The sequence below is a fragment of the Geodermatophilus sp. SYSU D00696 genome, assembly GCF_054050235.1.
In genome coordinates, this window is record NZ_JBJGYY010000002.1 from 203,235 (window position 1) to 223,946 (window position 20,712).

Here is a 20,712-nt window from a genome sequence, read left to right on the forward strand (position 1 = left end):
CCTCCCCCGTCAGGGGGAGATCCGGTCGTGCACGACGGATCGGCCCGCGGCGGAACGGGTCAGCCCGCGACGACCGCACCCGCGCCGAGGACGGTGAGGGCCAGGGCGGCCGCGGCGGGGAAGTCGTCCGTGACCGCCCAGGCGGAGGGCCGGTCGGGAGCCGACGCGTACTCCCCCTGGCGCACCCGGATGGCCCGGGCGCCGACCGCGGCCGCGACCGCGACGTCCTTGCCCGGGCGGTCCCCGACGACCAGGACGCGCTCCGCGGGCACGCCGAGTCGGCCGGCCAGCACCCGCAGTCCCTCGGGAGCCGGCTTGCGGGCCGCCCGGCCGCCGAGGGTGTCGGTGACCAGCACCTCGGACAGCAGGGACGTCAGGCCCGTCGCGGCGAGCTTGGCCGCCTGGATGACCGGGTTGCCGTCGGTCAGGCACCCCACCGGGACCGCGCGGCCGAGCTCGGCCAGCGCCGGGGTGACGCCCGGGTAGGGGGCCAGGGACACGGGCGCGTGTGCGGTGAAGGCGGCCACCAGCGCCGGGACCAGCCCGGGGAGGTCGGCGGCGGGCACCCCCACGGCCAGCAGCGCGCGGTCGATCGTCCCGCCGCGGTCGGACCCTGCCGCCAGCTCCCGGAGCAGGGCAGCGTGCACCCGCGCGCCGTCCAGCCCGGCCGCGGCAGCGGCGGCCCCGACGTCGGCCGCCGCACCGGCCAGGTGGGCCGCCTGGGGGTAGAGCGTGTCGTCGAGGTCGACCACGACCGCCAGCGGCGGCGGCCCGTGCCAGGACGGCGCCGCGGTCACCACGGCAGCCGGCCGTCGGTGAAGTCGGGCTCCTCGAGGGTCAGCAGGGCGTCGGTCGCCTCGTCGGCGAGGAGGGCGGCCACCTGCGCGCCGGTGGTGCCGTCGCCGTAGGGGCAGGGGTGGGCTGCCGCGCGGGCCTGTCCCTCCGCGCCGGTGTGCCGGGCCGCGGCGGCGAGCACGGCGTCGGCGGCCGAGTCGTCGGCCAGCCCCGCCAGCGTCGTCGTCCCGGCCTCCACGCCCTCCCACCGCGGGGTCGAGCCGCGGAGGACGACGACGGGCACGCCCAGGAACGCCGCCTCCTCCTGGATGCCGCCGGAGTCGGTGACCGCCAGCCGCGCCGAGGCGAGGGCGGCCAGCAGCGTGTCGTAGCCGACCGGGCCGGTCCGGGTGATCGCCGGGTGCTCGAGCTCGGCGTCCAGGCCGGCGACCGCCAGCCGGGCCGCGGTCCGCGGGTGCACCGGGAAGGTCACCGGCCCGACGTCGTCGGCCAGCGCCCGGACGACGCCGACCAGCCGCTTCAGCCGCACGGGGTCGTCGACGTTGGTGGGGCGGTGGGCGGTGACCAGGACCCCCTCGCGCTCCGCCACGGGCACCGGCCGCACGCCCCGGGCCACCAGCGTGTCGACCACCGGGTTGCCCACTACGAACACCCGCTCGGCGGGCACCCCCTCGGCGGCCAGGAACGCCGCCGCGCGCCGGGTGGGCGCCAGGTGCAGCGCGGCGACCGCCGCGGCCACCCGCCGGTTGACCTCCTCCACGCTGCGCGGGTTGAGGCTGCGCAGCCCGGCCTCGAGGTGCGCGAAGGGCACACCGGCGCCGCGTGCGGCCAGGGCGTAGGCGGGGACGGTGTTCGTGTCACCGAGGGCCAACACGACGTCGGGCCGGAACCGGGCCACCGCGCGCGCCGCGTCGGCGTGCAGGGCGCCGTACCGCGCGGCCGGGTCGCCGGGGGGCAGGTCGAACCGGCAGGTCGGCGCCAGCCCGAGGGTCTTCTGCAGGCGCGTGGACAGGTCCGGGTCGGCGTGCTGGCCGGTGTCGACCACGTCGACCCGGTGCCCCGCGGCGGTCAGCGCCCGCACCACGGGCGCGAGCTTGACCACCTCCGGCCGGGTCCCGAACGGCACCAGCACGTGCCGGGCGCGGGTCACGCCCGGACCGCCGCGGCGGTGCACGGGTCGGTCACCGGGGTGCCGTCGTCGGCGGTGTAGGTCTCGGCGAAGTAGCGGCTCATCCGGACGCCGGGGGTGAACCACAGGTGCGGGAGCACGGCACCGGGTTCGCGGATGCCGGTCAGGTGGGCGCTGACCACGTCGGCGCCGGCGGCCAGGGTCAGCGGCAGCCCGCCGGAGAAGCGGGGGTTGACCTCCACCACCGTCGCCCGGCCGTCGTCGGCCACGAAGCCCTGCACGTTCGCCGGGCCGGTGAGCCGCACGGCCTCGAGGGCGGCGGCCACCACCGCGGTCACCTCGGCGGAGTCGAAGGTGGTGCCCTTCACCGAGATGCCCGCGCGGGTGTCGTCGCGCCAGCGCGGCACCACGGTGACCAGCTCCCCGTCGCGGCCGACGAGGGCGTCGGCGGTGAACTCGCGCCCCGACAGCCGGGTCTGGGCGATCAGCGCCGCGTCGGCGCGCATGGCCTCGACGACGTCGGAGCGCACGTCGAGCAGCCGGACCCCGCGGCTGCCGCGCCCGGCGCGGGGCTTGACCACCCAGGGCCCGGGGACGGTGACCAGCCCGGCGGGGGTGTCGGTGGTCGCGGGGTGCGGCACGCCCGCGGCGCGCAGCGCGCGGGCGAAGGCGGCCTTGTCGCAGCAGACCTCGACCGCGGATACGTCGGGCAGCCAGGTGGCCACGCCGGCCGCGGCCAGCCGGTCGGCGCCCGCGGCGAGGGCGGGCAGCTCCTCGGCGACCGTGCCGATGAGCGCGTCGGCGCCGTGCGCGCCGGCCAGGGCCACGAGGGCGTCGACGAAGCGGACGTGGTCGGCGCGGGGGACGACGGCGCCGACGGTGGCCAGCGCCGCTCCCGCGGCGGTCGCGTCGGCGTCCACCCCGACCACGCGGTGGCCCAGCGCCGTCAGCCGGCGGACGACGGCGACGCCGGCCGGGCCGCCGGCGCCGGTGACGATCACCGCGGGCGCGCCGCGCCGCTCGTGCTCGCCGGCGGGTGGGGGGACAGGAGCGGGCGGCCGGGTCGGCAGGGTCGAGGTCACCGGGGCGTCTCCGGGGGGTGCGGGGCGGACGGGCGGGCGAAGCTGCGGGGCGCCGCGGACCCGGCAGGGTGCGCGGAACCGTCCGGCGGCGGCGCGGGGCCACGTCCGGGCGTGGCCGGCGGCACGGGGATCCGGGCCACCACGACCGGGGCGCCGTCGTCCGCGGACGGGCCGCCGAGGGCGGACGGGGGTGCCGCGGGCCGGGCCAGCAGCCAGCCGCGGGCCCACAGCCGCAGCGCGGCCACCCGGTGGTCGGTCACCGGCTCCCACTGCCGCGCGGCGACCGCGTCGGCGAGGGCGTCGAGGACGAGGGGGTCGGACTCGTAGGTCGCGACGGCCACGAGCGTGGCGGCGTGCGCGCCGAGCCCGTCAGCGGCCAGGGCGTGCACCCGCTCGACCCGCTGGGCGGCCGGCAGGTGGCCGAGCCGGTAGTCGACGCGGGAGGCCTCGCGGCGCGCGGCCAGCCAGGCGGAGAGCCGCCGGGGCAGCACGTGCCGGTGCAGCAGGCCGGTGACGGTCGTCCGCCGGCGGCGGGCCTCGACGTCCTCGGCGTCGGCGGTGCGGTAGCCCAGACCGGGCCGCGCCCAGCTGTCGGGGCGGCGGGCGGTGTGCCGGCCCTCGACGTCCTGCTCGGCCCGCTCGGCGGCGGGGAGGGTGACCCAGACCATCACCAGGAAGCCGCCGAGGGTGGCGACGAGGTTCCACACGGTGCCCACCCAGTCGTGGAACAGGACCAGTGCGCCCTCGCCCCACCGCAGGCCCGCCAGGGCCGACAGCAGCAGCCGGCCGTGGTTGAGCACCACCACGGCGAGGACGGCGACGACCAGGCCGCCGAGGGCGTGCAGCCCGCGGCTGCGCAGGACCACCGCGGTCAGGGCGACCAGCCCGAGGACCGACAGGACCGACGAGCACGACGCCGTGACGACCGCGTCGATCACCTCGCCTTCGCCGCGGAAGAGCAGGACGTGACCGGGCAGGACGCCCGAGGACCAGGTGGGGTCCAGCCACCCGAGCATGACGGCGACGGCACGGGCCTCGAGGACCTGCAGCGACCCCGAGAGGGTGGCGAAGCCGGCGACGCAGATCACCGCGGCCAGCGCGAGGTCCAGCAGGACCGGCAGCATCCGTTCCCGCGTCCCGCGGGAGAGCCGTCGCCGTCCGAGCGCGGGTGCGGTGGTCACCGGTCCTCCGAGGGCAGGGCGAACGACCGCGGGCGCGCCGGCGGCGCGGCCACGGCCGGGGCGGGGGGAGCCGCGGCGGGGCGCGGCACCGTCGAGGTGGCGCCGGAGCGTGAGGTCTTCACCCAGCTGTAGGGCCGGCCGAGCATCCCGTCGAGGTAGGCGCGCGAGGTGATCCAGATCGACAGCGCGAAGGCCGGCAGGAAGCCCAGCAGCCGCCAGGCCGAGCGGCGCTCCACGCGGCCGACCAGCAGGCCGACGCACAGCTCGGCCAGCGGGCCGATGAACAGCAGCATCGACAGCGGCAGCAGCCCGACGACCGGGAGGTCGCCCACCCCCGCGGCGCGCAGGACGGTGAGCAGGAGGCCCAGGCCGCTGAGCACCGGGACGTGGTAGACGCCGAGGAACAACGTCGTCTCGACCTTCTCCAGCGGCGACAGGTGCGGCGAGCGCATCAGCGGGCGCCAGTAGTCGCGCAGGCACTTCTGGTGGCCGCGGGCCCAGCGGTAGCGCTGCTTCCAGAACCGCTGGGCGCTGACCACCGCCTCCTCGAAGTCGATGGCCGAGACGTCGTAGCGGACCCGCTGGCCCCGCAGCAGGATGCGCAGGGTCAGGTCGGTGTCCTCGGTGACCGTCTCGGGGTTCCAGCCGCCGAGCGCCCGCAGCGTCGAGGTCCGGACGGCGCAGTTGGCGCCGCCGTAGGCGGGCAGCTCGAACAGCGCCTGCCGGCCGTACTCGTTGACGAGGTAGCCGGAGAGGTAGTCGAGGAAGACGGTGCCGGCCATCGAGGAGTCCTGGCCGTTGCGGATGACGCACCGGCCCATCACCGCGCCGACGACGGGGTCGCGGAAGTGCCGCACCAGCCGCCGCAGCGCCGTCGGCTCCGGCTCGTGGTCGGCGTCGAAGACGAGCACGATCTCGGCGTCGACGAGGGCCAGTGCCTCGTTCAGGGCGCCGGACTTGCCGCCGCCGGCGCCAGGGAGCCGGTGCAGCACGCGCAGCCGCGGCTCCCGGGCGGCCCAGGCGTCGAGCTTCGCGCCGGTCGCGTCGGCCGAGCCGTCGTCGACGACGACGAGCGTGAGCCGGTCGGCCGGGTAGTCCAGGGCCAGCAGTGCTGTCACCATCCCGTCGACGACGAGCTCCTCGTCCTTGCAGCCGACGAGGACGGCGACCGGCGGGGTGTAGGCGTCCAGGCCCACGTCGGCGGCCAGCAGGTCGCGCTCGGCCCACCGCGCCGCGGCGACCGCGAAGGCGAGGTGCCGGCAGAAGTAGACGCCGAAGACGACGTTGAGCGCGCCGGCGAGGACCCCGAGGGTCGGGTCGAGGCCGAACAGTGCGACCGCCGCGGCCAGGGCGAGGACGTAGGCGACGAGGACGAGCGGGCGGCCCTCGGGGCGGCCGGTGCCGTGTGCCACAGATCCTCCTCCCGCGTCGTGCCCGGCGGTGCGGCTGCGCCACCTCATGGCTGGATCGGCAGTCGTGCTGCCGTCCTGAAGTGGAAGCGGACGCACCGACGGCGCCGCGTGCGCCGTCCACAGGCCGCCCGGCCGTCCACAGGTCCGCTCCGGGCCTGGATCGCGTGCGGCGGGCGCGGCGAGGGTCGGTGCCGCGCCCCGTGCGGGGCCGCCGACCCGAGGAGGACCTGCGATGACCGCCACCCCGCCCGAGACCGCCGCGCCTGCCGACGACGCACCGCGCCGCCGCGGCCTGGCCGCGCGGTGGGCCCGCCTGCACGCCGACGCCGAGGCCGGCATGAGCACCGCCGAGTACGCGGTCGGCACGGTCGCCGCGTGCGCCTTCGCCGCCGTGCTCTACCGGGTGGTCACCGGCGGGTCGGTCGTCACCGCGCTCGGGGACCTCGTCTCGTCCGCGCTGCAGGTGCTGTCCTGACCCGCCGGGCACGGCGGCGCGACAGACGGACGAGGGGCGGGGCGGGCGGCGAGGCCGGGATGGTCACCGCCGAGACGGCCGTGGTGCTGCCCGTGCTCCTGTTGGTCCTGGCGGCGGTCGTCGCGGCGGTGCTGGTGGTCGGGGCGCAGCTGCGCTGCGTGGACGCCGCGCGCGAGGGCGCCCGGGCCGCCGCCCGCGGGGAGGACCCGGCCACCGTCCGCGCCCTCGTCGCGCGGATCGCGCCCGACGCGGCGGTCACGGCCGTCAGCGTCGGCGGCGGCGAGGTCCGGGTGACCGTCCGCGCGGAGGTCGCGCCGCTGGGGCCGGTGTCGCCCGGGATCGGCGTCGGCGCCACCGCGGTCGCCCGGGTCGAGCCCGGGGTCGTCGGGTGAGCGACGGCGAACGGGGGTCGGCGACGGTGTGGACCGTCGCGCTGGCCGGTGTGCTGGCGGCCGTGGGGATGGCCGCCGTGCTGCTCGGAGCCGCGGCCACCGCGCGCCACCGCGCCGGCACCGCGGCCGACCTCGCGGCCCTGGCGGCGGCCGGCGCGGCGGTGACCGGGGACCCCGCGGCCTGCACCGTGGCCGCCGACGTCGCCCGCGACAACGGCGCCGCGCTCGTCGCCTGCGCGGTCGACGAGGGCGCGGTGGTCGAGGTGACCGCCGAGGTGGGCGTCCGGCTGGGACCGCTCGGCGTCCGGCGCGCGCAGGCCACGGCCCGCGCCGGGCCCGTCCCGCCCGACGTGCCCGCGCCGGGGGATCCCGCCGGGTCAGAAGACGAGGTCGTCCTCGACGGGGCGGACGTCCCGCCCGGCGTCCTCGACGGCGTCCTCGGCGGCATCGTCGGCGGTCCGGTCGCTCCCCACGGCCGGAGCCGCGGGGTCGGTCGGTGTCCCGGTGGCGACCTCCACCGCCCCCGTCCCCGCCTCGTCCGCGGCGGCCAGTTCGTCGAGCACCACGTCGAGCACGCGCACCGCACCGGCCTTGTCCAGCGGGTCGTTGCCGTTGCCGCACTTGGGCGACTGGACGCAGGACGGGCAGCCGCTGTCGCACTCGCAGCTGGCCACGGTGGCCCGGGTGGCGGTGAGCCAGCGCCGCAGGGCCGCGAACCCCCGTTCGGCGAACCCGGCGCCACCGGGGTGGCCGTCGTAGACGAACACCGTGGCGGTGCCGGTGTCGGGGTGCAGCGCCGTCGACAGCCCGCCGAGGTCCCAGCGGTCGCAGGTGGCCAGCAGCGGCAGGATGCCGATCGCCGCGTGCTCGGCGGCGTGCAGCGAGCCGGGCAGCGACAGGTCGTCGACGGCGGCGCGCGCGACGGCGTCCGCGTCCAGGGTCAGCCAGACGGCGCGGGTGCGCAGCTGGCGGGCCGGCAGGTCGAGCGGGAACTCGGCGAGCACCTCACCGGTCCCGGCCCGCCGCCGTTGGTAGGCGACCACCTGGTTGGTGACGTCGACGACGCCGGTGTGCGCCGTGACCGTGCCCAGCCGCCGGACGCGGTCGGTGCCGACGATGCCCAGGTCGGTGACGTCCCGCGCCACGGTGGTCCACTCGGGGCTCTCGGCGTGCACGACCGCGCAGGCGTCCTCGAGGTCGAGCTCGTCGACGACGAAGGTGTCGCCGCGGTGGACGTAGAGGGCGCCGGTGTGCACCGTCGCGTGCGCGGCGCCGCCGTCGACGGTGCCGAGGAGACGGCCGGTGCCGCCCTCGATGATGGCCACCGGCTCCCCGCCGCTGCCGCGGATGTCGACGTCGGGCCGCCCGCGCCCCGCCCAGTACCAGCCGGCCGGTCGCCGTCGCAGCTGACCGGCCGCGACCAGCTCGTCGAGCTGGGCCTCGGCCACCGCGCCCCCGAAGTCCGACAGGTCGGCCGGCGTGAGGGGGAGCTCGGCCGCCGCGCAGCAGAGCTGGGGGCCGAGGACGTAGGGGTTGGCCGGGTCGGTGACCGTGGCCTCGACCGGACGGCCGAACACCGCCCGCGGGTGGTGGGCCAGGTAGTGGTCCAGCGGGTCGTCGCGGGCGACGAAGACGACCAGCGACTCGCGCTGGGCGCGCCCGGCCCGGCCCGCCTGCTGCCACAGCGAGGCCAGCGTCCCGGGGTAGCCGGCCAGCACCACCGCGTCGAGGCCGGCGATGTCGATGCCGAGCTCGAGGGCGTTGGTGGTGGCCACGCCCAGCAGCTCCCCGCAGGACAGCGCCCGCTCGAGCTCCCGGCGTTCCTCGGGGAGGTAGCCGCCGCGGTAGGAGTCCACCCGCCGGGCCAGGTCACCCCGGCCGCGGTCCTGCAGCAGGCGCCGGGCCTGCTCGGCCACCGACTCGGCGCTGCGCCGCGACCGCACGAACGCCAGCGTCCGGGCGCCCCGCTCGACCAGGTCGGCCAGCAGCCCGGCGGCGTCCGCTGCCGCCGACCGGCGCAGGGGGGCGCCGTGCTCGCCGGTCCGCTCCGTCAGCGGCGGCTCCCACAGCGCGAAGGTCGCACCGGGGCGCGGCGACCCGTCCTCGGTGACCGCCGCGACGGGCGCACCGACCAGCCGGGAGGCGGCCGCCGCGGGCTCGGCCACCGTGGCCGAGGCCAGGACGAACACCGGGTCGGCGCCGTAGCGGCGGCAGATGCGGCGCAGCCGGCGCAGGACGTGACCGACGTGCGAGCCGAAGACCCCGCGGTAGGCGTGGCACTCGTCGATGACGACGTAGGCCAGCCGGCGCAGCGTCGAGGACCACCGCTGGTGCGCCGGCAGCACGCCCCTGTGGAGCATGTCCGGGTTGGTGACGATCCACCGTGAGTGACGGCGCACCCAGTCCCGCTCCTCGGCCGGGGTGTCGCCGTCGTAGGCGGCCGGGCGCACCGACGGGTCGGCCAGCGCGGCCACCGAGGCCAGCTGGTCGCGGGCCAGGGCCTTGGTCGGCGCCAGGTAGAGCACGCAGGCCCGCGGGTCCTCGGCCAGGCGGGTCAGCGCGGGCAGCTGGTAGGCCAGCGACTTGCCCGAGGCCGTGCCGGTGGCGACCACCACCGAGGTGCCGTCGTGAGCGAGCTGCGCGGCCTCCACCTGGTGCCGCCACGGCCGGGCAACGCCCTGCTCCTCCAGCCGCGCCCGCAGGCCCGGGTCGACCCACGCCGGCCACGGCAGCGTCCGGGACGCACGCACCGGCAGGTGGTGCACGTGCGTGACCGGCTGCTCCTCTTCGGGCGTGCCGGCGAGCAGGTCCTCGAGCAGCTCGGCCCCGGGCAGGACGCCGCCGGGCCGCGCCGCGGCGCCGTGCCCTGCCGCGGCGCCGTGCACCTCCGCGGCGCCGGGTGCGGCACCCGGGCGCTCGTCGCCCCCTGGGAGCCCCTCGCGGCCGGATGGGGGAGCAGCCGGCCGGACCGGGTGGAGCGCGGTCACCCCTCCACTGTCACACCCCGAGGCAACCCACCGCGGACCCGCCCTCGCGGTGAGCGACCGGAGCACTACGGAAGTGGACCTACCACAGTGTGTGATCTCCATTACAGTGGCGCGGCATCCGCGGACGGCCCGCCGCCCGCGGATGCTCTCCGCCGACCGGGGAACGCGGGGCCGCCCGGCGGCAACCACCGCTGGGAGGTCTAGATGCCGGACAGTTCTCTCTCCGGCGGGGACGTCGTCCTCGTGACGGCTGCCCTCGTCGTCTCGCTCGCGGCGCTGCTCTTCGCCGCGTCACTGGTCCGCGCCGTGATGGGCGCCGACCAGGGCACGACGCGGATGCGGGACATCGCGCGCGCGGTGCAGGAGGGAGCCGGCGCCTATCTGCGGCGCCAGTTCAGGACCCTCGGCGTCTTCGCCGTCGTCGTCTTCCTGCTGCTCCTCGTCCTGCCGGTCGCCGAGGGCGGCTGGGGGACCCGCATCGCCCGGGCCGTGTTCTTCCTCGTCGGTGCGCTCTTCTCTGCCGCCGTGGGCTTCATCGGCATGACCCTGGCCACCCGCGGCAACGTCCGGGTCGCCGCCGCCGCCCAGGCCGGTGGCTACCGCCCGGCCTTCCGCATCGCGTACCGCACCGGCGGGGTCTGCGGGATGATCACCGTCGGGCTCGGTCTGTTCGGCGCCTCGCTGGCGCTGCTGCTCTTCGACGACACCGCGCCGGTGGTCCTCGAGGGCTTCGCCTTCGGCGGGGCCCTGCTGGCCATGTTCATGCGTGTCGGCGGCGGGATCTTCACCAAGGCCGCCGACGTCGGCGCCGACCTCGTGGGCAAGGTCGAGGCCGGGATCCCCGAGGACGACCCCCGCAACGCCGCGACCATCGCCGACAACGTGGGCGACAACGTCGGCGACTGCGCGGGCATGGCCGCCGACCTCTTCGAGTCCTACGCCGTCACCCTGGTCGCCGCGCTCATCCTCGGCCAGGTCTTCTTCGGCGCCGACGGGATGGTCTTCCCCATCGTGGTGGCCGGCATCGGCGTGCTCGCCTCGGTCGTCGGCATCCTCGCCAGCAACCCCGGCAAGGGCGACTCCAGCGGCCTGGCGCCCATCAACCGCGGCTTCTTCACCTCCGCGGTGGTCTCCCTCGTGCTCGTCGCCGCGGCGGCCTTCACCGTCCTCCCCAGCGTGGCCGACGTCCCCGACTCGGTGGTCAACCCGCAGGTGCTCGGGTTCGTCTCGGTCGTCATCGGGATCGTCCTGGCCGCGGCCATCCAGCAGCTCACCGGCTACTTCACTGAGACCTCCCGCAAGCCGGTCCGCGACGTCGGCCAGAGCTCCCTCACCGGGCCCGCCACCGTCGTCCTGTCGGGCATCTCCCTGGGCCTCGAGTCGGCCGTCTACGCGGCCCTGCTCATCGGCGGCGCGGTCTACGGCGCCTTCCTCATCGGCGGCGGCGCGGCCCTCTACGCCGTCGCGCTCGCCGGCTGCGGCCTGCTCACCACCGCGGGCGTGATCGTCTCCATGGACACCTTCGGCCCGGTCAGCGACAACGCGCAGGGCATCGCCGAGATGTCCGGCGACATCGACGAGACCGGCGCCCGCGTGCTGACCGACCTCGACGCGGTGGGCAACACCACCAAGGCGATCACCAAGGGCATCGCCATCGCCACCGCCGTCCTGGCGGCGACCGCGCTGTTCGGGTCCTACAACGAGCAGGTCCGCACCGCGCTGGGCGACGTCGACCTCGCGCAGTCGTTCAGCCTGGTCGAACCGGACAACGTCGTCGGCGCGGTGATCGGCGCCGCGGTCGTCTTCCTCTTCTCCGGCCTGGCGATCAACGCCGTCTCCCGGGCCGCCGGGCGGGTCGTGTTCGAGGTGCGCGAGCAGTTCCGCACGCGCCCCGGGATCATGGACTACACCGAGCGGCCGGACTACTCCGCCGTCGTCGACATCTGCACGAAGGACTCGCTGCGGGAGCTCGCGACGCCCGGCCTGCTCGCCGTCCTCGCGCCGGTCGCGGTCGGTTTCGGTCTCGGCTTCGGTCCGCTGGCGGCCTACCTCGTCGGCGCCATCGCGACGGGCACGCTCATGGCCGTGTTCCTCGCCAACTCCGGCGGTGCCTGGGACAACGCCAAGAAGATGGTCGAGGACGGGGCGTACGGCGGGAAGGGGACCGAGGCGCACGCCGCCACGGTCATCGGGGACACCGTCGGCGACCCGTTCAAGGACACCGCGGGCCCGGCGATCAACCCGCTCATCAAGGTGATGAACCTGGTGGCGTTGCTGATCGCCCCGGCGGTCGTCAGCCTGTCGGTCGGCGAGGACGCCAACACGGCGGTCCGGCTGCTCATCGCGGCTGTCGCCGCGCTGATCGTCGTCGGTGCCGTGGTGGTGTCCAAGCGGCGCTCCGTCGTCGTCGGCGACGCCGGCGGGGGCGGACCGGCCGGGACGCTGCCCACGACCGCGACGAACCCGATCGCGACGCACCCGCACGCGACGCCTCCCGCCGCGACGACCCCGACCGGGACCCCGACCGGGACCAGCGCCCCGACCACCACCGCTCCCTGACCGCACGCCGCGAGCCTCCGCCCGGACACCCGCCGGGTGGAGGCCCGCGGCGTGCCCTGTGGACGGCCGGCCGGGTTGTGGACGGCTCGCCGGGACCGGTCGCCGCCCGGTCCTAGCGTCCGCTCCGCCGACCCGGTCCCGGGCCGGCAGCGACGCCAGGAGGGGCCGTGTCCGTATCCGTCGCCATCCAGCTCGACGCCGTCCAGGCGCTGGGCGAGGAGCTGGCCGCACTCGCCGGCGAGCTGTCCGCCGACGCCGACCTGTGTGCCTCGACCGCGGTGTCCCTGGACACCGCGGCGCCCGGGGAGGTGTCCGCCGCCGCCGGTCTCACCGGCCGGGCGTGGGCCAGGGTGGTGGCCGACTGCGCGGACGGCGCCGACGCGGCCGCGCGGGCGCTGCTGGCCGCGGTCCAGGGCTACCGCCTCACCGACGCCGCGCTCTCCGACCGGGTCCTGGTCGCCCGGACCGTCACCGGGGCCGGGGCCGGGGCGTGAGCACGCCCGGCCTGACCGCCGTCGCCGGCTGGGACACGCCCCTGCTCGACGGCGCCGTCGCCACGCTCGAGACGGTGACCGAGCGCCTGCCCCCGTGGCGGGCACGGATGGAGGCGGTGGCGCGCTCCCTCGCCGACGCCGGGTGCTGGTCGGGACCGGCGGCATCGGCCGCCGCGGACGCCCTCGACGACGTGTCCCGGGTCGTGACGGAGGTGACCGGCGCGCTCGGCACCTCCCTCGACCGGCTCCAGGAGGCGGCCCGCGAGGCGCGCACCGCCCAGGAGCTGGCGGCCCAGGCCCTGGCCGCCGCCGCGGCGTCGGGGATGACGCTGGACGAGGCTGGTGGTGTCGCCGCGCCCGCTCCTGTCGCGCCGCCCGCCGACGCCTCGCCCGACGCCCTCGCCGCTCACGACGACCGGCTCGCCGAGCAGGCGGCTGCGGCCGAGCGGGTCGCCGGGACCGCCCGTCAGGCGCTGCGTGCCGCCGCGCGCGCCGCTGCTGCGGCCGGGGACTCCGCGGCTCCGGTCGCGCCCCTCGCCCCCTTCGGCTTCCGGCCCGCCGGTTTCGCCGGCCTCGCCGCGACCGTCCTGCCCGACGGCGTGTGGATCCCGTCGTGCCTCCCGGTCGCCGGGACGGCGCCGGAGTCGGTGGCGGCGTGGTGGGCCGGGCTGTCCGAGCCGGCCCGGGACCAGCTGATCGACGTGGAGACCCGGCTCGTCGGGAGCCTGGACGGCCTGCCCGCCTGGGCGCGGGACCAGGCCAACCGGCAGCTGCTCTCCCGGGCGCTGGAGGACCCCACCTCCGAGGGGTACGCGACGGCGCGGGCGGCCGCCGACGAGATCGCGGCCGAGGAAGCGGCCGGGCGGACGGTCCAGCTGTGGTCCTTCGACGCCGACGACCACCTGGTGGCCCTCGCCTACGGCGACCTGGACGCGGCCGAGGACGTCGCCGTGCTGGTGCCGGGGGTCGGGAACGGCGTCGACGACCTCGACGACCTCGGCGACGACGCGCAGGCCGTCGCCGACGCGGCGCGGGCGGCCGGCTCCGCCGCCTCGGTGGCCGCCGTGGCCTGGCTGGGCTACCGGCCCCCGGGCCACGTCCTCCACCCCGCCGCCTGGGTCGAGGGGCGGGCGGGAACCGGCGGGAGGGCGCTCGCCGGGGACCTGGCCGGTCTGCGCGCCGCACGCGCGGGCGGTCCCGCGCCCGGGGCGGCCGTGCCCCGCGTCACCGTGGTGGCGCACAGCTACGGGACCGTCGTGGTCGATCGCGCCGCGGAGGAGCGCGGGGAGTTCGCGGCCGACGCGCTGGTCCTCCTCGGCAGCCCTGGCATGGACGGCCCGGCGTCGGACCTCGAGGCGGCGGAGGTCCACGAGGCCTCCGCGCTGCTCGACCCGGTCACGTGGCTGGTGGACGTCCACGGCACGGAGACCGACGACGAGGACTTCGGTGCCACGCCGCTGCCGGCGGACTGGGACACCTGGCACACCTGGTTCCTCGAACCGGACCGGCCGACCCTCGCCGCCGTCGGGGAGGTGGTCGCCGGCCCCCGTGCGCCGGACTGACCCGCCCGCCGGCCTCCGGGAACAGCCACGGTGCTGCGCCGTTGGACGCGGTGACGGCGCGCCCACCCGGGGTCGCCAGCCGGTCGCGTTCCGCGGTCGTGGCCTACCGTGGCCCGCCGAGGGGGCGCACCGGGTGCCGACACCGCACCCGCCGCCGACCGAGCACCACCGACAGGAGCACCGTGCCCACGAAGACCACCAAGAACGGCGAGAGCGCCGGCCGGACGGCCGGCGGCACCAGCACGCCCGCCCGCCGCCGGACCGCCGCCACCGGGGGCGGCCGCCCACTGGTCATCGTGGAGTCGCCGACCAAGGCCGGGAAGATCGCCGGCTACCTCGGCAACGGCTACGTCGTCGAGGCCAGCGTGGGGCACATCCGCGACCTGCCCCGCAACGCCGCCGACGTCCCGGCCGAGCACAAGGGCGCGCCCTGGGCACGGCTGGGCGTCGACGTCGACAACGCCTTCGAGCCGCTCTACGTCATCAGCCCCGACCGCAAGCAGCAGGTGAGCCGGCTCAGGCAGCTGGTCAAGGACGCCAGCGAGGTCTACCTCGCGACCGACGAGGACCGTGAGGGCGAGGCCATCGCCTGGCACCTGGTCGACACCCTCAAGCCGCGGGTCCCGGTCCGCCGGATGGTCTTCCACGAGATCACCCCCGAGGCGATCGCCCGCGCCGTGGCCAACCCGCGCGACCTCGACACCGCGCTGGTCGACGCGCAGGAGACCCGCCGCATCCTCGACCGGCTCTACGGCTACGAGGTCAGCCCGGTGCTGTGGAAGAAGGTGCTGCCCCGGCTCTCGGCCGGCCGCGTGCAGTCGGTGGCCACCCGCATCGTCGTCGAGCGGGAGCGGGAGCGGATGGCGTTCACCGCCGCCGACTACTGGTCCCTCGACGGCGTCTTCGCCGTCCCCGGCCGCACCGGCGCCGACGCGGGCGAGCCCACGACGCTGCGCGCCCGCCTGGTCAGCGTCGACGACAGCCGCGTGGCCACCGGCCGCGACTTCGACCCGGCCACCGGCCAGGTCACCGGCGACGTCGTGCACCTCGACGAGGCCGGCGCCCGCGGCCTGGCCGCCCGGCTCGAGGGCCGGCAGGTGACGGTCGGCCGGGTCGACGAGAAGCCCTACCGGCGGCGCCCCTACGCGCCGTTCACCACCTCCACGCTGCAGATGGAGGCCGGCCGCAAGCTGGGCTGGTCCTCGGCGCAGGTGATGCGGGTCGCGCAGCGGCTGTACGAGAACGGCCACATCACCTACATGCGGACCGACTCGACCAACCTCTCCGACGAGGCGATCAACGCCGCCCGCACCCAGGCCCGCCAGCTCTACGGCGACGCCTACGTCCCCGCCGAGGCCCGCCGCTACAGCAAGAAGGCCAAGGGCGCGCAGGAGGCGCACGAGGCGATCCGGCCCGCCGGCGACTCCTTCCGCACCCCCGGCCAGCTCGCCGGCCAGCTCGCCCGCGACGAGTTCCGCCTCTACGAGCTGATCTGGCAGCGCACCGTCGCCTCCCAGATGGCCGACGCGGTCGGGCAGACGGTGAGCATCCGGCTGGCCGGCCGCAGCGCCACCGACGAGCGGGTCGAGTTCACCGCCAGCGGCCGCACCATCACCTTCCCCGGCTTCCTGCGCGCCTACGTCGAGTCCCGCGACGAGGGCACCACCGGCGGCGACGACGAGCCCGGCAGCGACGACGCCGAGCGCCGGCTGCCCCGCGTCGAGCGCGGCCAGCTGCTCGACACCCGGTCGCTGGAGCCCAAGGGCCACACCACGACGCCGCCGTCGCGCTACACCGAGCCGAGCCTGGTCGCCCGGCTCGAGGAGCTGGGCATCGGCCGCCCGTCGACCTACGCGTCGATCATGCAGACCATCCAGGACCGCGGGTACGTGTGGAAGAAGGGCGCCGCGCTGGTGCCCTCCTTCACCGCCTTCGCGGTGGTCAACCTGCTCGAGCAGCACTTCGCCGCGCTGGTCGACTACGACTTCACCGCGTCGCTGGAGAACGAGCTCGACGAGATCGCCAGCGGCGAACTGGGCCGGGTCGACTGGCTGACCGAGTTCTACTTCGGCGGCGAGGGTCGGCACGCCGGCGGCATCGCGGCCTCCGGCGGGCTCAAGCAGGTCATCGGCCAGCAGTTGGAGGAGATCGACGCCCGGGGCGTGAACTCCATCCCGCTGCGCGCCACCGGCCCCGACGGCGGCCCGGTCGTCGTCCGCGTCGGCCGCTACGGCCCCTACCTGCAGGCCGGCGGGGAGGACGGCGCCCGCGTCAGCCTCCCCGAGGACCTCGCGCCCGACGAGCTGACCAGCGAGAAGGTCGCCGAGCTGCTCGCCGCGCCCACCGGTGACCGGCAGCTGGGCACCGACCCCGAGACCGGCCACCCGGTGGTGGTCAAGGCCGGCCGCTACGGCCCGTACGTCACCACCGTCGTCCCCGAGGGCAGCAAGGACAGCCCCCGCACGGCCAGCCTCTTCTCGTCGATGTCCCCGGAGACGGTGACCCTCGAGCAGGCCCTGCAGCTGCTCACCCTGCCGCGCACCGTGGGCACCGCGCCCGACGGCGAGGAGATCCAGGCGCTCAACGGCCGGTACGGGCCCTACCTGAAGAAGGGCAGCGACTCCCGCTCGCTGGAGAGCGAGGACCGGCTGTTCACCGTCACCCTCGACGAGGCGCTGGCGGTCTTCGCCCAGCCCAAGCAGCGGGGACGGCGGGCCGCGGCGGCGCCGCTCAAGGAGCTGGGTCCCGACCCGGTGACGCAGGGCCAGATCACCGTCCGCGAGGGCCGCTTCGGTCCCTACGTCACCGACGGCGAGACCAACGCCAGCCTGCGCAAGGGCGACGCGGTCGACACGATCTCGCTCGACCGGGCCGCCGAGCTGCTCGCCGACCGCCGCAGCCGGCCGGCCGCGACCAAGAAGAAGGCCACCAAGAAGACGACGGCGGCCACCAAGACCACCGCGAAGAAGACCGCCGCCAAGAAGACGACGGCCAAGAAGAGCGCCGCGAAGAAGACCGCCGCTCCCGCCGACGCCGTCCCCGCGAGCTGACCGCGGCCGTGACCGGCCCCCTCGACCCCGCCGAGCACCAGCGGCGGCGGACGTCGTTCGGGTCGGTCGCGGCCGAGTACGCCGCCCTGCGCCCGGGCTACCCGCCCGACGCCGTGGGGTTCCTGCTCGGCGGGCGGCCGCTGCGGGTGCTCGACCTGGGCGCCGGCACCGGCCTGCTCACCGACGTCCTGCTCGCCGCCGGGCACGAGGTGGTGGCGGTCGACCTGTCCGCGCGGATGCTCGACCAACTGCGCGCCCGCCACTCCGGCGTGCCGGTGCACGTCGGCGGCGCGGAGGAGATCCCGCTGCCCGACCGCAGCGTCGACGCCGTGGTCGCCGGCCAGGCCGCGCACTGGTTCGACCCCGACCCGGCGGCCCGCGAGCTGCGCCGCGTCCTGCGGCCCGGCGGCGTGGTCGGCCTGGTGTGGAACACCCGCGACGAGTCCGTGCCGTGGGTCGCCGCCCTGGGCGCCGCGCTGGCCGCCGAGGCCCGCGACCACGAGGCCGACCAGGGCGTCGTCGCCGCCTTCGCGCGGGTCCTGCCCGCCGACGTCGCCACGCACCGGTCGGGCACGGTGCAGCGGGTGACGCCCGAGCAGGTCGTCCGCGGCATCGGCACCCGCAGCTACGTGGCCACCATGACCGCCGAGCGCCGCGAGGCCTTCCTCGGCGGCCTGCGCGACCTGCTGGCCACCCACCCGGACACGGCCGGCCGGGACCTGCTGGACCTGCCGTACCGGACCGACGCCTACCGGCTCACCCCGCGCTGACCGGTCGCGAGCCCACCGCGAACACCCGCCGGAACGGCAGCACGGTCGTGCCGTCGGGCCGCACCGGGTACGCCTCGCGCAGCGCCGCGGCGTAGGCGGCGGTCAGCCCGGCGGCGGCGTCGTCGTCGAGCCGGGCGAGCACCGGCCGCAGCACCGTGCTCCGCACCCAGGTCAGCACCGGGTCGGGCCCGCGCAGCACGTGCAGGTAGGTGGTCTCCCACACGTCGGCCGTCAGCCCGGCGTCCACCAGCACGTCGAGGTAGGCGGCCGGGTCGAGGACCGGCTCCGGCGGGGGAGCGGCCGCCGCGAGCCGCCCGGACCACTCCGGGGCGGCGCAGAGGTCGGCCAGCAGCCGGTGCGTCGGCGCGCGGTGGTTGCCGGGCACCTGCACCGCCAGCCGGCCGCCGGGCGCGAGGTACCCGGCCCAGCGCGCCAGCAGGCCGGCGTGGCCGGGGACCCAGTGCAGGACGGCGTTGGAGACGACGACGTCGACCGGCCCGTCCGGACGCCAGTCGCGGACGTCGCCGAGCTCGAAGCCGACCCGCCCGTCGACGGCGTGCGCCGCGGCCGCGGCGAGCATCTCCGGGGAGGAGTCGACGCCGGTCACCTGCGCCTCCGGCCACCGTGCGGCGAGCGAGGCGGTCAGCGCCCCCTCGCCGCAGCCGAGGTCGACGACGACCCGCGGCTCGCGCGCGTCGACGCGGGCCAGCAGGTCGGCGAAGGGGCGCGCCCGCTCGCCGGCGTAGCGCAGGTAGGTCGCGGGGTCCCAGGCGGTGTCCACGGCCGCGACGCTAGGCCCGCGGCGGAGCCGGGGACGTCGCACCCGGCCGGTACCGTGGACCGGCCTCGACCACTCCGCCCGCCATCCCCGGGAGCACCCGATCGACGTCCATCCGCGCCTGCCCGGCCGCGGGCTGTTCGTCGCCTTCGAGGGTGGGGAGGGCACCGGCAAGTCCACCCAGGCCGGCCTGCTGTTCGACTGGCTGGGGCTGCACGAGGTCCCGGCCCGGCTGACCTCCGAGCCGGGCGGTACCAGGCCCGGCGCCCGCATCCGCGCGCTGCTGCTCGACCCCGCCACCGGCGACCTCGCGCCCCGGGCCGAGGCGCTGCTCTACGCCGCCGACCGCGCCCACCACGTGCACGCGGTGGTCCGCCCGGCGCTCGAGGCCGGTGAGGTCGTGGTCACCGACCGGTACGTGGACAGCTCGCTGGCCTACCAGGGCGCCGGCCGGGCGCTGGCGCTGGAGGAGGTCCGCCGGCTGTCGGAGTGGGCCACCGGCGGGCTGGTCCCCGACCTCACCGTGCTGCTCGACCTGCCGCCCGACGCGGGGCTCGCGCGGGCGCTGGGCCGCGCCGCGGCCGACCGGCTGGAGTCCGAGTCGCTGGATTTCCACGAGCGGGTCCGCGCCACGTTCCGGGCGCTGGCCGCCGCCGAGCCGCACCGCTACCTGGTCCTCGACGCCGGCCTCCCCGCCGAGGAGATCGCCGCCGCCGTGCGTGATCGGGTCGCCGCCCTGCTGCCCGGGCGGGTCGCATGACCGAGCTCGCGAGGTCGCCAGGAGGCACAGCCGCGCCGGCCGGGGTGTGGTCCCAGGTGATCGGCCAGCCGGCCGTCGTCGCCGAGCTGCGCGCCGCGGTCACCGACCCCGCCGCCATGACCCACGCGTGGCTGTTCACCGGACCGCCGGGGTCGGGCCGCTCGGTCGCCGCGCGGGCCTTCGCCGCGGCGCTGCAGTGCCCCGACGGCGGCGACGGCACGTGCCACGAGTGCCGCACCGTGCTGGCCGGCACCCACGCCGACCTCAACCTCATCGTCCCGGAGGGGTTGTCGATCGGCGTCCTGGAGGCACGCGAGCTGGTGCGCATCGCCGGCCGGGCCCCCTCCCAGGGCCGCTGGCAGATGATCATCGTCGAGGACGCCGACCGGATGAGCGAGGCCGCGGCCAACGCGGTGCTCAAGATGATCGAGGAGCCACCGCCCCGCACCGTGGTGATGCTCTGCGCGCCGAGCCTGCACCCGGAGGACGTGCCGGTCACCATCCGGTCCCGCTGCCGCGTCGTCGGCCTGCGCACCCCGCCGGTCGACGCCGTCGCCGAGGTGCTGGTGCGCCGCGACGGCGTCGACCCGGCCCTGGCCGCCTGGGCCGCGGCCGCCGCCGGCGGGCACGTCGGGCGGGCGCGCCACCTGGCCCGCGACGAGAGCGCCCGGCTGCTGCGCAAGGCCGTCCTCGACATCCCGCTGTCCCTGGTCTCGCTGGCCGCCTGCCTGACCGCCGCCGACGACCTGGTGGGCGCCGCCAAGGAGGAGTCCGACCGCACCAGCGCCGCGCTCGACGCGCCGGAGACCGAGGCGGTCAAGACCAGCCTCGGGGTCGGCGCGCGGGGACCGGGGGTGGCCGCCTCCCGCGGTGGCGCCGGCCAGCTCAAGGAGCTCGAGCGGCGGCAGAAGAGCCGCGCCACCCGGATCGGCCGCGACTCGCTCGACCGAGCGCTGGTCGACCTCGCCGGGCTCTACCGCGACGCCCTCGTCCTGCACGCCGCTCCCGGTGCGGGGCTGCCGCTCAACCACCCCGACCGGCGGGCCGACGCCTTGGAACTGGCCCGGCGCATCGGTGCGGAGGGCGCGCTGCGGCGCATCGACGCGGTGCTCGCCTGCCGCACCGCGCTCGAGCAGAACGTCAAGCCGCAGGTCGCCGTCGAGGCGCTCACCGTGGCGCTGCGGCTGCCGGCCTGACGACGGACCCTCCTGCCCCCACCGCTCGCGCGCTCGCGGCGGGTCCCTGCAGGAGGGCCACCCTGCGCGGCACCGCAGGGACGGTGACGT

At 77.1% G+C, this 20,712-nt stretch carries 16 protein-coding genes and 1 pseudogene; 10 read left to right on the forward strand and 7 right to left on the reverse strand.

Going from position 1 to position 20,712, the window contains the following annotated elements:
* Positions 1-59: 59 nt before the first annotated feature.
* Genes ACI79O_RS02665 through ACI79O_RS02685 form a run of 5 tightly spaced genes read right to left on the reverse strand, consistent with a single transcriptional unit; the run spans position 60 to position 5,599 of the window.
* Positions 60-797, reverse strand: coding sequence for an HAD family hydrolase (locus tag ACI79O_RS02665; RefSeq protein WP_456913300.1), 738 nt, complete (start codon positions 795-797; stop codon positions 60-62).
* Positions 794-1,945: a non-hydrolyzing UDP-N-acetylglucosamine 2-epimerase gene (wecB, locus tag ACI79O_RS02670; RefSeq protein ID WP_456913301.1), complete on the reverse strand. Its 1,152-nt coding sequence runs from the start codon at positions 1,943-1,945 to the stop codon at positions 794-796. Before wecB ends, ACI79O_RS02665 begins: the two co-directional genes overlap by 4 nt.
* Positions 1,942-3,006 (reverse strand): ATP-grasp domain-containing protein, encoded by a 1,065-nt coding sequence (locus tag ACI79O_RS02675; RefSeq protein WP_456913302.1) that lies wholly within the window; start codon positions 3,004-3,006, stop codon positions 1,942-1,944. Before ACI79O_RS02675 ends, wecB begins: the two co-directional genes overlap by 4 nt.
* Positions 3,003-4,187 (reverse strand): hypothetical protein, encoded by a 1,185-nt coding sequence (locus tag ACI79O_RS02680; RefSeq protein ID WP_456913303.1) that lies wholly within the window; start codon positions 4,185-4,187, stop codon positions 3,003-3,005. Before ACI79O_RS02680 ends, ACI79O_RS02675 begins: the two co-directional genes overlap by 4 nt.
* On the reverse strand, positions 4,184-5,599 hold the full coding sequence (locus ACI79O_RS02685; protein WP_456913304.1) for a glycosyltransferase: 1,416 nt from the start codon (positions 5,597-5,599) through the stop codon (positions 4,184-4,186). Before ACI79O_RS02685 ends, ACI79O_RS02680 begins: the two co-directional genes overlap by 4 nt.
* A 232-nt stretch (positions 5,600-5,831) precedes the next feature.
* On the opposite strand from ACI79O_RS02685, the gene ACI79O_RS02690 reads away from it, so the two are divergent.
* The 3 genes and pseudogenes from ACI79O_RS02690 to ACI79O_RS02700 form a co-directional block, all read left to right on the forward strand.
* Positions 5,832-6,074: a DUF4244 domain-containing protein gene (locus tag ACI79O_RS02690; protein WP_456890072.1), complete on the forward strand. Its 243-nt coding sequence runs from the start codon at positions 5,832-5,834 to the stop codon at positions 6,072-6,074.
* Positions 6,075-6,133: 59 nt separating this feature from the next.
* Positions 6,134-6,466 carry a TadE family type IV pilus minor pilin gene (locus tag ACI79O_RS02695; RefSeq protein ID WP_456890074.1) on the forward strand — a complete coding sequence of 111 codons (333 nt, stop codon included), beginning with the start codon at positions 6,134-6,136 and terminating at the stop codon, positions 6,464-6,466.
* Positions 6,463-6,792 (forward strand): annotated as a pseudogene (locus ACI79O_RS02700) (Rv3654c family TadE-like protein); the annotation flags it as partial. The gene ACI79O_RS02695 and the pseudogene ACI79O_RS02700, both read left to right, overlap by 4 nt.
* A gap of 51 nt (positions 6,793-6,843) precedes the next feature.
* Here the strand turns inward: ACI79O_RS02700 and ACI79O_RS02705 are convergent.
* Positions 6,844-9,453 (reverse strand): DEAD/DEAH box helicase, encoded by a 2,610-nt coding sequence (locus ACI79O_RS02705; protein ID WP_456913305.1) that lies wholly within the window; start codon positions 9,451-9,453, stop codon positions 6,844-6,846.
* 204 nt (positions 9,454-9,657) lie between these two features.
* On the opposite strand from ACI79O_RS02705, the gene ACI79O_RS02710 reads away from it, so the two are divergent.
* The 5 genes from ACI79O_RS02710 to ACI79O_RS02730 all read left to right on the forward strand — a co-directional run bounded on the left by ACI79O_RS02710 (position 9,658) and on the right by ACI79O_RS02730 (position 17,888).
* Positions 9,658-12,012, forward strand: coding sequence for a sodium-translocating pyrophosphatase (locus ACI79O_RS02710; RefSeq protein ID WP_456890080.1), 2,355 nt, complete (start codon positions 9,658-9,660; stop codon positions 12,010-12,012).
* 167 nt (positions 12,013-12,179) lie between these two features.
* On the forward strand, positions 12,180-12,506 hold the full coding sequence (locus tag ACI79O_RS02715) for a hypothetical protein (RefSeq protein ID WP_456913306.1): 327 nt from the start codon (positions 12,180-12,182) through the stop codon (positions 12,504-12,506).
* Positions 12,503-14,068 carry an alpha/beta hydrolase gene (locus tag ACI79O_RS02720; protein ID WP_456913307.1) on the forward strand — a complete coding sequence of 522 codons (1,566 nt, stop codon included), beginning with the start codon at positions 12,503-12,505 and terminating at the stop codon, positions 14,066-14,068. The genes ACI79O_RS02715 and ACI79O_RS02720 overlap by 4 nt, the downstream gene beginning before the upstream one ends.
* 182 nt (positions 14,069-14,250) lie before the next feature.
* Positions 14,251-17,118, forward strand: a complete 2,868-nt coding sequence (gene topA / locus ACI79O_RS02725) for a type I DNA topoisomerase (RefSeq protein WP_456913308.1) — start codon at positions 14,251-14,253, stop codon at positions 17,116-17,118.
* Between the two features lie 8 nt (positions 17,119-17,126).
* The gene (locus ACI79O_RS02730; protein ID WP_456913309.1) at positions 17,127-17,888 is read left to right on the forward strand and encodes a class I SAM-dependent methyltransferase; all 762 of its coding nucleotides are present in this window, start codon (positions 17,127-17,129) and stop codon (positions 17,886-17,888) included.
* Here the strand turns inward: ACI79O_RS02730 and ACI79O_RS02735 are convergent.
* Positions 17,875-18,669 carry a trans-aconitate 2-methyltransferase gene (locus ACI79O_RS02735; protein ID WP_456913310.1) on the reverse strand — a complete coding sequence of 265 codons (795 nt, stop codon included), beginning with the start codon at positions 18,667-18,669 and terminating at the stop codon, positions 17,875-17,877. The two genes, ACI79O_RS02730 and ACI79O_RS02735, sit on opposite strands and share 14 nt — an antisense overlap.
* Between ACI79O_RS02735 and tmk the strand changes: the two genes are divergently transcribed.
* The gene (tmk, locus tag ACI79O_RS02740; protein WP_456913311.1) at positions 18,662-19,426 is read left to right on the forward strand and encodes a dTMP kinase; all 765 of its coding nucleotides are present in this window, start codon (positions 18,662-18,664) and stop codon (positions 19,424-19,426) included. The two genes, ACI79O_RS02735 and tmk, sit on opposite strands and share 8 nt — an antisense overlap.
* Positions 19,423-20,622 carry a DNA polymerase III subunit delta' gene (locus tag ACI79O_RS02745; protein ID WP_456913312.1) on the forward strand — a complete coding sequence of 400 codons (1,200 nt, stop codon included), beginning with the start codon at positions 19,423-19,425 and terminating at the stop codon, positions 20,620-20,622. Before tmk ends, ACI79O_RS02745 begins: the two co-directional genes overlap by 4 nt.
* Positions 20,623-20,712 lie beyond the last annotated feature (90 nt).

What these genes read in the sequence shown, in the direction of transcription:
- ACI79O_RS02745 (WP_456913312.1), top strand. Translation starts at nt 19,423, where the DNA reads ATGACCGAGCTCGCGAGGTCGCCAGGAGGCACAGCCGCGCCGGCCGGG.
- ACI79O_RS02695 (WP_456890074.1), top strand. Translation starts at nt 6,134, where the DNA reads ATGGTCACCGCCGAGACGGCCGTGGTGCTGCCCGTGCTCCTGTTGGTC.
- ACI79O_RS02710 (WP_456890080.1), top strand. Translation starts at nt 9,658, where the DNA reads ATGCCGGACAGTTCTCTCTCCGGCGGGGACGTCGTCCTCGTGACGGCT.
- ACI79O_RS02690 (WP_456890072.1), top strand. Translation starts at nt 5,832, where the DNA reads ATGACCGCCACCCCGCCCGAGACCGCCGCGCCTGCCGACGACGCACCG.